Annotated in this window: 8 protein-coding genes and 1 riboswitch; of the genes, 5 read left to right on the plus strand and 3 right to left on the minus strand. The window is 68.1% G+C overall.

The window, feature by feature from the left end; genetic code table 11:
- Window positions 1-42: 42 nt before the first annotated feature.
- The 4 genes from D472_RS0114365 to D472_RS0114380 all read left to right on the plus strand — a co-directional run bounded on the left by D472_RS0114365 (window position 43) and on the right by D472_RS0114380 (window position 4,558).
- The gene (locus D472_RS0114365) at window positions 43-1,791 is read left to right on the plus strand and encodes an ABC-ATPase domain-containing protein (protein ID WP_017605184.1); all 1,749 of its coding nucleotides are present in this window, start codon (window positions 43-45) and stop codon (window positions 1,789-1,791) included.
- An 88-nt stretch (window positions 1,792-1,879) separates the two neighbouring features.
- The gene (locus tag D472_RS0114370) at window positions 1,880-2,242 is read left to right on the plus strand and encodes a type 1 glutamine amidotransferase family protein (protein WP_017605185.1); all 363 of its coding nucleotides are present in this window, start codon (window positions 1,880-1,882) and stop codon (window positions 2,240-2,242) included.
- Between the two features lie 208 nt (window positions 2,243-2,450).
- The gene (locus D472_RS0114375) at window positions 2,451-3,374 is read left to right on the plus strand and encodes a proteasome assembly chaperone family protein (protein WP_026117693.1); all 924 of its coding nucleotides are present in this window, start codon (window positions 2,451-2,453) and stop codon (window positions 3,372-3,374) included.
- Window positions 3,371-4,558: a quinone-dependent dihydroorotate dehydrogenase gene (locus D472_RS0114380; RefSeq protein ID WP_017605187.1), complete on the plus strand. Its 1,188-nt coding sequence runs from the start codon at window positions 3,371-3,373 to the stop codon at window positions 4,556-4,558. Before D472_RS0114375 ends, D472_RS0114380 begins: the two co-directional genes overlap by 4 nt.
- Before the next feature lie 96 nt (window positions 4,559-4,654).
- Here the strand turns inward: D472_RS0114380 and D472_RS0114385 are convergent, their stop codons facing one another.
- Complete coding sequence (locus D472_RS0114385) at window positions 4,655-6,094, minus strand: polysaccharide deacetylase family protein (protein WP_017605188.1); 1,440 nt, start codon at window positions 6,092-6,094, stop codon at window positions 4,655-4,657.
- 193 nt (window positions 6,095-6,287) lie between these two features.
- A complete protein-coding gene (locus tag D472_RS0114390; protein ID WP_033303843.1) occupies window positions 6,288-7,823 on the minus strand; it encodes a polysaccharide deacetylase family protein in 1,536 nt (511 codons plus the stop codon).
- Window positions 7,824-8,045: 222 nt separating this feature from the next.
- Window positions 8,046-8,268, plus strand: a riboswitch (cobalamin riboswitch).
- Window positions 8,269-8,409: 141 nt separating this feature from the next.
- On the opposite strand from D472_RS0114390, the gene metE reads away from it, so the two are divergent.
- Window positions 8,410-10,698 (plus strand): 5-methyltetrahydropteroyltriglutamate--homocysteine S-methyltransferase, encoded by a 2,289-nt coding sequence (gene metE, locus D472_RS0114395; protein ID WP_017605190.1) that lies wholly within the window; start codon window positions 8,410-8,412, stop codon window positions 10,696-10,698.
- Window positions 10,699-10,790: 92 nt separating this feature from the next.
- On the opposite strand, the gene D472_RS0114400 is transcribed toward metE, so the two are convergent.
- A complete protein-coding gene (locus tag D472_RS0114400; RefSeq protein WP_017605191.1) occupies window positions 10,791-11,801 on the minus strand; it encodes a hypothetical protein in 1,011 nt (336 codons plus the stop codon).
- Window positions 11,802-12,404: the final 603 nt, after the last annotated feature.

Here is a 12,404-nt window from a genome sequence, read left to right on the forward strand (position 1 = left end):
CCCTGGCGGGGCAGCGCAATAGACGATGCCGGGGGGAAACCGATGACGGGACGGCAGGGGAACGGTCACCGGGGCCGGGGAGGTCGCGGAGGCGGTGGCCGCAGGCCCGAACCCGAACCCATCCGCGGGGTGCGCGACGACGCGCGTCTGTCCCAAGAACTGCTGAAGATGGACGGTGCCTCCTACGGGCGCTACAAGTCCCTCCAGGGTGACTGGGACTTCGGGGACTTCACCCTGACGGTGCAGCGGGTGCAGTCCGATCCCTTCGCCCCTCCGTCGCGAATCCGGATCTTTCGGCCGGACGCCGGAATCCCGAGCAGTGCGTACACCGACCCGGTACGTCGTCGGGCCACCGCCGACTTCCTGGGCCGGCTGGCCCGGCGTCGTCTCAAGGGCTCACTGCTGCGGATCGACACCGGTGGCCAAGAGGTCATCGCGCGTTCGTCCTGCCAAGTGGGCGCGGACGGAGCCCTGGACCTGCGCATCGGTCTGGAGTTGCCCGGCCACGGGCGTCGGATCGATGGCCGCACCGCCGAACGCGAACTGTGCCGCAGGGTCCCGGAGTTGGTCGACGACCTGGACTGGGACGAAATCGACCAGAAGGGCGCTGAGGCCTTCGCCGACAGCGTGGTCGATACCGTAGCCCTGCGCGGGGCGCTGCCCGAACACGGACTGGTCGCCTTCGTGGCCGATGGGGCCGTACTCCCGCGACGCAGTGGGGTGAGCGACGAACCATTGCGGGGCGAGGGGGTGGTCCCCTTCGTTTCCCCGGAGAGCCTACGGGTGAGCGTGGACCTGCCGCACCGGGGCACCGTGACCGGTATGGGGGTACCCGAGGGCATCACCTTGATCGTGGGTGGTGGTTTCCATGGCAAGTCCACCCTGCTGCACGCGCTGGAACGCGGAGTGTACGACCATGTGCCCGAGGATGGACGCGAACTGGTGGTCACCCGTGAGGACGCGGTGAAGATCCGCGCGGAGGAGGGTCGCGGGGTGGAGCGGGTCGACGTCGGCCCGTTCGTGCGCAACCTGCCCACCGGGGCGGACACCAGCGACTTTCGCACCGAGAACGCTTCCGGTTCCACCTCCCAGGCGGCCAACATCTGCGAGGCCGTGGAAGTCGGATCGCGCACCCTGCTGGTGGACGAGGACTCCACCGCGACCAACCTGATGATCCGCGACGAACGAATGCAGGCCCTGGTGCACGGTGACCGGGAACCACTGGTGCCATTCGTGGACCTGGTGCGACCACTGCACCGCGAGCACGGTGTCTCCACCGTGCTGGTCATGGGTGGCAGCGGTGACTACTTCGATGTCGCCGATCACGTGATCATGCTGGACGCCTACCACCCGCACGACGTCACCGAACGCGCTCGTGCGCTGGCCCGGGAGCGTACCGACGCCGAGTTCGCGATGCCCAAGGCCCGGGTCGTGGATCCCCGGTCGGTGGATGCTCGCACCGATCGGGGCCGGGCCAAACTCAAGCGTCGCGACATGGACGTTCTGGTGTTCGGCCAGAGCGACATCGACGTGCGTTCGGTGGAGCAGTTCGTCGATCCGGGCCAGATCATCGGGGCGGGGCTGGCCCTGAGGGTCCTGGCCCAGGGCGGTCACCTGAACGGGTCCCGGACCTTGGCCGAAGCCTTGGACTCATTGGAGAGGGCCTTGAACGAGCGAGGCGTGATGTTGCTGGGCCAGGAGTTCGGCGGGGACTACGCGCTGCCGCGTCGTCACGAGATCGCCGCGGCCCTCAACCGACTGAGGGCCCTGCGGGTGACCGAGCAACGCTGAAGGGCCTGGGCCACACGAGAGTGAACAGGATGGCACCGCCGACCGCGGTGTCGTAGACCATGCACCACTCGGCCTGGGCGAAAGGTCGGTGCGTTGTTCCTCCGGGCTGACCCTGGGGTCCCGAACGGCGTTGGAGAAGGTCCGCGGGCCGTTGGACGCCCTGGCGGTATCGGGCGGCCATGGCCACCCTCGGGCCGCCGACGGTCCGGGTCCGGTCGCGCACGTTCGACGTCTGTCCAGGGAGAGCCGGCGGGTGGTGCCGGTGGGCACCGGGTTCACTGTGCTCGCCGCAGCGGACCTGCTGGAGCCCACCGCGTCGGCCCTCCCCGAAGTGGCGGCCCAGCGCGGTCTCGTATCCGCCGAGCCCCTTCGCCAGGTCTTCCTCGAACGTTACGGGGCGCCACCCTCCCGCCACCGTGCCGCTCACCGCGACCGACCGGGCCGGCGGTGACCGGCCCCGAGCCGGGAGAGGAAGTGGGGTGTGGTCGTGCTCACCCACAGGGGTTCACACCGGCCGGTGGTCGGAGTGGGTCGGTATTGTGGCAAGAGCAGGCACAGTGGCCCCGAACGGTGCCCCTAGAGCGCGACGACGCGACCTTCGGGTGGACTTCGCCGACGAGCCGCCCTGCGATCCCGACCCCTTTGGAGACGTGAACCCGGTGCGTGACCCCGCAGATCTGTACGAACTCCACCCAGGTTTCGACGACATCGCCGGACCGGTGATGCTGGTCTGTCTGGACGGCTTCGTCGACGCCGGACAAGCGGGAGGACAAACGGCCGAGTGGCTCTTCGATCAGTTCACCGCGGAGGAGGTCGCGACCTTCGACACCGATCGCCTGGTGAACTACCGTGATCGCCGCCCGCCGATGACTTTCCTCGAAAACACCTGGATCGACTACAAGGCGCCCAAGCTCGCCCTCTACCGAATGCGCGACGCCGAGAACACCCCCTTCCTCGTCCTGCACGGCCCTGAGCCGGACCGGGAGTGGGAATTGTTCGTCGCCGCCGTCCAAGAGCTGGTCGAACGCTTCTCCGTCTCCCTGGCCATCAGCGTCAACGGCGTCCCCATGGCAGTGCCGCACACCCGTCCCGTGACGGTCACCCCCCATTCCACCCGTCCCGAACTGGTCGCGGGCCACACCCCCTGGATCGGTCGGGTGGAGGTGCCCGGCAGCGCGGTCTCGTTGTTGGAGTATCGGATGGGGGAGAAGGGTCACGACTTCATCGGCTACGCCGTGCACGTGCCCAGCTACCTGGCCCAGTCCCAGTACCCGCGCGCGGCCATCGCCGCCATCGGTTACATCACCGGTGCCACGGGCCTGGCCGTGCCTACCGCCGGCATGGAGGAGACGGCCGGGGCCACCGACCTGGAGATCGCCGAACAGGTCGAGGCCTCCGAGGAGATCCAGCGTGTGGTCGCCAACCTGGAGCGCCAATACGACGACATCATGTCCTCGCGCACCGAAGGTGAGGGCACGCCCGCCCCGCTCACCGAGGACGAGGCAGGCCTGCCCACCGCTGACGAACTCGGCGCGGAACTCGAACGCTTCCTCGCAGAGCGCGAGGGCGACGGAAACGGATGAGCGTGTTCTACCAGATCCTCTTCAGCTCGGTCCTGCGTCACATGGACGCGGAGAAGGTCCATCAGCTGAGCTTCGCAGCGCTGCGCGGAGTCACCGCCGTCCCCGGTGTCGCCGAGGCCATGACCAGGGTCTTGGGACCACGTGGGCCCGAGTTGACCGTGCACGCGCTGGGGCGTGACTTTCCCGGTCCGCTGGGCATGGCCGCTGGTTTCGACAAGAACGCCGAGAGCCCTCGAGGGCTGGCCGCGCTCGGGTTCGGTTACGTGGAGGTGGGTACCGTCACCGCCCACCCCCAACACGGTAATCCCGCACCACGCCTGTTCAGGCTGATCGCCGATCGCGCCATCGTCAACCGTATGGGCTTCAACAACGAGGGCTCGGCCTTGGTCGCCGAACGCCTGCACCTCGAACAGGAACGCCTGGCACGCCAGGCGGGGCGCGCCGGCCTGCGCCGTCCCGTGATCGGGATCAACATCGGCAAGACCAAGGTGACCCCCGAGGCGCAGGCGCCCGCCGACTACGCGCTCAGCGCGCTACGACTGGCCCGCTACGCCGACTACATGGTCGTCAACGTCAGTTCACCCAACACTCCGGGTCTGCGCAACCTCCAAGGCGTCGAACGGTTGCGTCCGCTGGTGACCGCGGTCCGTGCGGCGCTGGCCGAGGCCGGCCGGCCCGAACTGCCGTTGCTGGTGAAGATCGCCCCGGACCTGGCCGACGAGGACGTCGACGCCGTCGCCGAACTGGCTCTGGCCGAGGGACTCGACGGGATCATCGCCACCAACACCACCATCTCCCGTGAGGGCTTGGACACCCCGACCGAACGTGTCGAGGAGATCGGGGCAGGGGGTCTGTCCGGGGCCCCGCTCAAGGCGCGCTCCCTGGAGGTACTGCGTCGGCTGCGGGCCAGGGTCGGGGATCGTGTCACCCTGGTCGCGGTCGGGGGCATCGAGACCCCCGAGGACGCCTGGGCGCGCATTCGTGCCGGAGCAACCCTGGTGCAGGCCTACACCGGCCTGATCTATGGTGGTCCGCTCTGGCCGTGGCGCATCCACCGTGGGCTGGCTCGCCTGGTGCGCGCCGCCGGCTACCGGTCGATCCAGGAGGCGGTGGGCGTCGACGCCCCCGCTCCTGCCCTGAAGGTGGTCGAGGATGCCCCGGTGGGTGAGACCTCGGCCGGCTGACCCTCGACCGAACACGACCGCACGAAGGACACCAACGTGGCCGGTGGGCGACCTCCACCGGCCACGTTGGTGCTCGCATGCCCGGAAACGGCGCCGCTACCGGTCACCGTCCCAGTCCTGGGGAAAGCTGTACCCGGGGTCGGGGTGGCCGATCGCCTGGGTGGCGGTCACGAACTCGTAGTCCATCTCCCTCAACCTCTCGATGATCTCGGGGACGGCGGCGATGGTGGGTGCCTGGGGATCGTGCATCAGTACCACCGAACCCGGTTCGACCCGGCCGACCACGTTCTCCACGATCTCGTCGCGTTCCAGGTCCCGCCAGTCCTGGCTGTCCACCGTCCACATGGTCTCGACCATCTCCTGGTCGGCGATCGCGGTGAGCACGTCCTCGTCGGTGGCGCCGAAGGGCGGCCGGAACAACTCGACGGTGTGCCCGGTCTGGCGTCGGATCATCGCGCTCACCGCCGCCACCTGTGGGGGCAGTTCCTGGGCCGTCATCTGGTCCATGGGGTCGTGCAGGTCACCGTGGCTGGCCACCTCGTGGCCCTCGGCGTAGGCCCGGCGCAGTGTTCCGGGCCGGGTCAGGACCGGGTCGCCATTGAGGAAGAACGAGGCGGTGACCTCTGCTTCGGCCAAGATGTCCAACAGGTGATCGGTGGCCTCCACCGGTCCGTCGTCGAAGGTCAGCGCCACACACCGGGTCCGACCGTCATAGCAGTCCACGTCCGGGACGTGGGGGACGAACACCCCGGGGGGCGACCCGCCGTGCACGTCGTCGCCCTCGGCGGGCGACGGAGTCAGGTCGGGCTCGTCCACCAGGGAAGCGTCTCTGGCACGCTCGCCAAGGTCCGACAACAACGGTGCGGCCGTGGCGTGTTCGACCACCACGACTTTGCGTCCGTACTCGGTCGAGGGCACGTGTCCCTCGACCACGGGGGACAGGTGCCCGGGGTCGAACTCCACCACCAGGTCGCCGTCGTCATTGAAACCGAGGGAGTCATAGGTACGTAACACCGGGTGCAGGGACTCGGTGGAGACCTCCTCGTCATCGGCGAGGACCTGGCGGGCGATCTGGTTGAGTTCGTCCAGTTCCTCCTGGCCCGCGAGTAGTTCGGTGGAGTAGGCGAATCCGCCCGTTGTCGAGTCGTACCAGTACGTGGCGTAAGCCTCGCGTAGCCCGTGCATGTCCTCTTCGGTGCGCACCAGACGTACCCCCAGCACACCGCCGGCGGCCACCAGTTCCCATTCCACGCCCAGGCTCACCGGACCCCGGGTCCCTGAGCGGAAGTCCTGGACCTCCTCTTCCACACGGTCGGCGAGGGCCCTGGTGAACGGCTCGGCGTCGGTGAACTCGGGCAGTGCCACCCTGATCACCACGTCCTCCTCCGGGACGTGGTCCCGGTAATCCTCGGCCCTGGCCATCCACTCGGTCAGGCCGCCCCCGGCCTCCCGTTGGAGCACCGTGATCGCTTCGGGGTCGCCTTCGCTCGCGACATCCTCCGCACACGCGACCAGGGACAGGGCCAGGACCACCACCGTCGCTCCCGACCAGGGCCGTCCCCCGAGACGCCCTTGACACCGGGCGAGGGTGCGTTCCGATGTGTTCGGGTTCGACGACAAAAACCGACTCCCTCTCCCCTTCGCGGGTGTTCTCCGCTTCTGATGGCAGCAACATAGGGGAGAGGGGTCGTGCTCCCGGGGCGGTGACCACATGTGGACACCGATCCCCTCACACCTGGGGATCGACCTCCTCATCGGAGTCCTGCTGGGGCCCTTCCTCCTCGGGGGCGCCGTCGACGTAGGTGCGACCCGGCTCTGTGGGGCCGAGCAGCTGCGACACCGTGACCATGGTGTATCCGCGTTCGGCCAGCTCTCGGATGATGATGCGGGAGGCGTCGATGGTGCTGTCATGGATGTCGTGCATGAGGATGATCGCCCCGTCGGCGTCACCGTCCAAGGCCCGTTCGGCGACCACGTCCACCTCTCGGTCCCGCCAATCGTTGGTGTCGACGCTCCAAATGATCTGGGCCAGCCCGAGCTCCTCGGTGATCCGAGCGACCGTGTCGTTGGTGGATCCGTAGGGCGGACGCATCAAGTCCATGGTGTAACCGGTCTCGCGGTACACCAGCGCCTGGGTGGCCTCCAGGTTGCTTCTGGCCGCACCCTCGCCGATCGCTGCCAGGTCCGGGTGGTCCAGGGTGTGGTTGGCGATCTCGTGTCCCTCGGCATAGGCGCGTCGCACCGTCCACGGGTGTTCCATGATCGGAAGCCCCGTCACGAAGAAGGTCGCCTTGGCGTCGTGTTCGGCGAGCACGTCCAATAGTTCGGGGGTGCGTCCGCCGGGACCGTCGTCGTAGGTCAGCGCCACGCAGCGCGTCCGGGGATCGGAACAGTCCACGCCGTCGTCGAGAGGGGAGAGCACACCGGGCGCACGCGGCCTCGAACCGTCCTCCTCGACCTCGGGAGCGGTGTCCACCGTGAACTCGACGACACCGGTGGTCGCGGCTTCGCGCGCACGCAGCCCGAACTCCGACAACAGCTCTTCGGCCGTGTCCCGCTCGACCACGACGTGGATACGCCCTGCCGAAGTAGGGGCGACCCGCCCGGAGCCGAACTCCACCACCAGATCGCCCTCGGGGGTGAAACCCAGGGAGTCGTACAGAGCGCTGATCGGGTGAAGGGAGTCGCCCGAGACGGTATCCGGGGCCTTCTGCCGCACCAGTTCGTTGAGCGCGGCGAGCTCTGCCTGGCCGGCCAGCAGCGCGTTGGAGCCGTGCACCGCACCGTTGTCGGTCTCGTACCAGTAGGTGACCTGGCCTTCGCGGGTCTCCTCGGAGTCGGTCTCGACGGTGGTGAAGCGCACGCCCACGATTCCGTCCCGGGCGGCGCTCAGACGCCAGGTCCCCTCGAACGAACGTGCGCCGGGATTGGCGGCTTCGAAGGCGGACACCTGGTCGGCCAGGGTGCGGTCCAAGAAGTCGGTCAAGGGCTCGGCGTTGGGAATGACCGGGTAGGTGATGGAGACCTCTCCGATGCCCTGGTGGGTCAGGGAGGCCTCCTCGATTCCGGTGACCACGCCCGGATCCACCAAGGTCAGACCATCCTCTGAGTCCGCGGGGGGCCGGTCTTGGTCGGCATCTTCTGCCGCGACATGTTCGGTGATGCCCTCCTCGGTGACACCGGGTGGTCGTGTCGTTGACAACACCAGTCCCAGGAGCACCACCATCGCGATCGTGATCGTGAGGATGGGGCGCTCGGGAGCCATGGTCGGAGTGTTCTGTTGTTTCACCTTGGGGGCTCTCCACGTCCATCGTCAGACGAACGTGCGTAGGAGGGCAGGGGGTGCCTTCTCACGCAACGCTGGTATCGGGTGTGATGCCGGACACGATGAAGGGGTTCTCGTGCTCGGGTCGAGGGGGACACCGGTGCAGGGGCGGCGGGGTGCTCCCTATACTCGCAGGCGTGGAAGGTGCGCACCCCATCCTCGAACCTTCGGGTCCGTTTCGGTGAGGGCCGGGGCGCGCCGAAAGAGGGAACCCGGTGGGAATCCGGGACTGCCCCGCAGCGGTGAGTGGGAACGAACGTCGCCATAGGCACTGGTGATCCGCCCGAAAGGGCCGGATACCGGGAAGCGGCGGCCGGTAGGAGAATCGACGTGTGAGTCGAAAGCGCCCACGAGTCCGAAGACCTGCCTCCACCCGGTGGCGCGACCGCGCCGCCGGTGGTCCCGCGCCCCGAGGGAGGGCCGAGGTCGCAGGGCACGCGCGCTCGGCGCGTACTTCGGTGTGTCCGCGTTCCTCCTCTCGATCCTCGTGGCCGGTGCCCGGCTTTCGACGAGGGAGAGAAGCTTCATGACAACGAACCCCGCGGCCACCGGGCCGTCCGTGCGTTCCACGGTGCACGGTTACCCGCGTATCGGACCCGATCGCGAGCTCAAGCGCGCCATCGAGTCCTACTGGAAGGACGCGATCACCGCGCAAGAACTCGAAGCCATCGCCTTCGGGCTGCGCGAGGACGTCTACGCCCGACTGCGCCGGGCCGGTGTGGACGAGATTCCGTCCAACACCTTCTCCTACTACGACCAGGTCCTGGACACGGCGGTCCTGTTCGACCTCGTGCCCGAGCGCTTCGACTCCCCGGAGCCGGCCGATGGAGCGGACGAGCGACTGCGCCGCTACTTCGCGCTCGCCCGAGGTGAGCAGGGTGCCCCGCCCCTGGAGATGACCAAGTGGTTCGACACCAATTACCACTACCTGGTGCCCGAACTCTCTCCGAGCAGCCGTCCCCGGCTGGTCGGTGACAAGCCCGTCAGGGAGTTCCGCGAGGCCACCGAAGCCGGTTATCACACCAGGCCGGTCCTGGTCGGGCCACTGACCTTCCTGCTGCTCGCCAAGGCCGCGACGCAGGCCCCCGAGGGATGGGAGCCCATCGGGCTCCTCGATGACCTTCTCGACGCCTACGTCGAACTCTTGGGCGACCTGAGGGCCGTGGGCGCCACGGAGGTCCAGTTGGACGAGCCCATTCTGACGACCGACGAAGGCCGAGCGGCCGTGGGTCACCTGGAGCGCGCCTACCGGCGCCTGGGCGAGGCGACCGACCGCCCGAGCCTGCTGGTGTCCACCTACTTCGGGTCCATCGGGCCGGACGCGCTGCGCGTGCTCAAGGACTCACGGGTGGAGGCCGTGGGCCTGGACCTGGTCACCGACTCCGAAGGCACCCGTGACCTCGTCGCGATCTCCGGTCTGGGCTCCACCGGTCTGGTCGCGGGTGTGGTGGACGGCCGTAACGTCTGGCGCACCGACCCGCCGGCCGCCGTCGCCGAGTCGGGCACCCTCCTGGCGCTGACCGAGGAGCTCAGGGTCGGTACCTCCTGCTCTTTGCTGCACGTTCCCATCGACCTGGAGGTGGAGACCTCCCTGGCGCCGGAACTGCGTGCCACGCTGGCCTTCGCGGAACAGAAGACCCGGGAGGTGGCCCTGCTCGGCCGAGTGCTCTCCGAGGGCGCCGACACCGAGCTTCAGGGGATCTCCGGACCCAAGGACGTGTCCTTCACCGATGCCCGTGTGCGCGCCCGTCTGGACGCCTTGGGCACGGACGCCTACCAGCGGCCCCAAGACCGGAACGTACCCCTGTCGGGTCGGCTCACCACGACCACCATCGGTTCCTTCCCACAGACCTCGGAGCTTCGTCGGGCACGTGCCGCGCATCGTCGAGGAGAGTTGCCCACCGAGGAGTACGAGGCCTTGATGCGCGCGGAGATCGACCGCGTCATCGCGCTTCAGGAGGAGATCGGTCTGGACGTGCTGGTGCACGGTGAGCCCGAGCGCAACGACATGGTCCAGTACTTCGCCGAGCGGTTGAAGGGCTACGCGACCACCGAGAACGGATGGGTCCAGTCCTACGGGTCACGCTGTGTTCGTCCGCCGATCCTGTTCGGTGACGTCTCGCGCCCCGAGCCGATGACGGTCGAGTGGATCACCTACGCCCAGTCGCGCACGGACAAGCCCGTCAAGGGCATGCTGACCGGCCCGGTCACCATGCTCGCCTGGTCGTTCGTGCGAACCGACCAGCCCTTGGGCGAGACCGCCCGTCAGGTGGGTCTGGCTTTGCGTGACGAGGTCGCCGACCTGGAGCGGGCGGGCATCCGTCACATCCAGGTCGACGAGGCGGCCTTGCGGGAATCGCTGCCGTTGCGCGCGGCACAGCGTCCGCGGTACCTGGAATGGGCGGTGGCCTCCTTCCGTCTGGCCACCTCCGGAGTCGCACCGACCACGACCATCCACACGCACATGTGCTACTCGGAGTTCAACGAGATCATCGGTGGGATCGAGGCGTTGGACGCCGACGTCACCAGCGTCGAGGCGGCGCGTTCGCGCATGGAGTTGGTGGAGGAGTTGGGCGGGAGAGGCTACGGGAGGGGGATCGGGCCGGGCGTGTACGACATCCACTCGCCACGGGTTCCCTCGGTCGAGGAGATCGAGGCATCGCTCCGGCACGCGGTCTCGCACGTGGACCCCGCAAAACTGTGGGTCAACCCCGACTGTGGCCTGAAGACGCGCGGTTACGCGGAGGTCGAGCAGGCGTTGCGCAACATGGTCGAGGCGGCCCGTCGGGTGCGCGCCGATCTCTCCGGCCACTGATCGGGGCCCCAACACCGGGAAGGGGGCCACGGCTCGAAAAGCCGTGGCCCCCTTCGTGTTCCGCGCCCCGACGGGGTGCGGAACGGGGTGTTCTACTCGTTGCCGATGACCGCGACGGCGTCCTCGGCGGCGGCGGTGAGCTTGGCCTCGATGTCCTCGTCCATGACGAGGTCGTCGGGCTCACCAAGGGTGTTGATCTGGTAGGTGAGCTCGATGTTCATGTTCCCCACGCGGACCAGGATGATGGCCACGGGAACGAGGTCGTCGAGGTAGTTGTACTCGGTGACGATCAGCTGGGCCTGATCGCCCAGGCCGTCGACGGCCTCGTTCACCTCGATGCTGTCCGGCGGGTAGTAGTCCTCGCTCTTGGCACCGGTGTAGTACTCGAGGTTGTACTCGAAGTCGTTCGTTGCGCCCTCGATGGAGTCACTGCCGCTGTAGGGCACCGAGTAGTTCAGACGCAGTGAGCCGTAGGCGTCGCTGTCGTTGCCCTCGGGCGGATCACCGATGGTGGAACAGCTCGCCCGGGAGTCGGAGACGTTCTTGTTGGGGTTGGAATCCAGGAGGAAGTCGTCGGTGACCTGCTCGGTGAAGGCTTCGCAGGGCTCGATGGGCAGTGCGTAGGGCGGCTCACCGGAGGGGCCGTCGCCGCCCCCGGACTGCGGCTCGTCGGTCTCCTCCGCGGGCTCGTCGGTCTCCTCGGTGGCCTGCGTGGTCTCGTCGGGGCCGGTGGCGATCTCTTCGCCACTGTTGCCTCGGGTGACCAGCATGATGATCACGGCGATCACGAGGACCACGATGATCGCGCCACCACCGATGACCACCCACAGGCCGGCCTTGCCGCCCCCACCGTTCTGAGGCGGCTGGGGTGGAGGGTAGCCGCCCGGCATACCGGGCCCGCCGGGGCCGCCCGGACCGCCATAGGGCGGCTGGCCTCCCGAGTACATGCCGTGCTCCTGCTGCCCGGGGTTGCCCGGGTAGGGGCCCTGGCCGTAACCGGGCTGGCCGCCGGTGCCAGGCCCGTAGGGCGGCTGGCCGCCGGTGCCGTCCCCGCCACCGTAAGGGTTCTGTGGTGGCTGGTTGTAAGGTCCGTGTTCGCTCATGGCTCCCCTCGCCCGGTGATGTGCTGACCGTGTTCTTTGGGACGCGTGTGCGTTCCGATGGGTTCTCACGAGTTCCTCGTGGCGACTCCCGGAGCATCGTCGGGTGAGTGCCATGTGAAGGACCGTGGGGAGGAGGGCCCGGGATCGCCACCGCGTCCGCGGGCGAGTGCGGGCGGCGGGGAGCGGGAGTTCCCCGTTTCGTGAGAGGACGCCCCGATGGGAGCGGGGTGCTCCCGACCGTCTCTTCGCCGCCGAGGAGGCCGAGGCCCCATCGGTCAAGGTCGGGACGTCAAGCATCCTAGCCGCGAGCCTTGGGATCGAGACAGGGCGAGTCTGTAGTAGTGGGGTGAATCGTCATCGTTTCGTGTTGGAAGAGCCCTGTATCACCCTTGAAGTGACTCGATCGTGATTCGCCCGTATGGATTTTCGGGTCGTTTCTTCGATAGTGGCTCGGATGTCTTTTCGGTCTTTGGTCCCGATGGGAGGCCCGAGGGGGAAGGGCCCGACCCGTGCCGGGCGCAGAAGGTGAGATTTGCGATCCGTATCGTGGTCGGGTCCTATAGTGGCGGAGCGTCTTTTTCAACCTGGGCGAATTCTTCCTGA

Origin of the sequence: Nocardiopsis alkaliphila YIM 80379 (genome assembly GCF_000341005.1) — a bacterium.
GTDB classification, from domain to species: Bacteria; Actinomycetota; Actinomycetes; order Streptosporangiales; family Streptosporangiaceae; genus Nocardiopsis; species Nocardiopsis alkaliphila.

Bases quoted from the DNA above. Each gene is read 5' to 3' on its own strand.
- metE (WP_017605190.1), top strand. From the start codon at position 8,410: ATGACAACGAACCCCGCGGCCACCGGGCCGTCCGTGCGTTCCACGGTG.
- D472_RS0114380 (WP_017605187.1), top strand. From the start codon at position 3,371: ATGAGCGTGTTCTACCAGATCCTCTTCAGCTCGGTCCTGCGTCACATG.
- D472_RS0114390 (WP_033303843.1), bottom strand. From the start codon at position 7,823: ATGGCTCCCGAGCGCCCCATCCTCACGATCACGATCGCGATGGTGGTG.
- D472_RS0114365 (WP_017605184.1), top strand. From the start codon at position 43: ATGACGGGACGGCAGGGGAACGGTCACCGGGGCCGGGGAGGTCGCGGA.
- D472_RS0114400 (WP_017605191.1), bottom strand. From the start codon at position 11,801: ATGAGCGAACACGGACCTTACAACCAGCCACCACAGAACCCTTACGGT.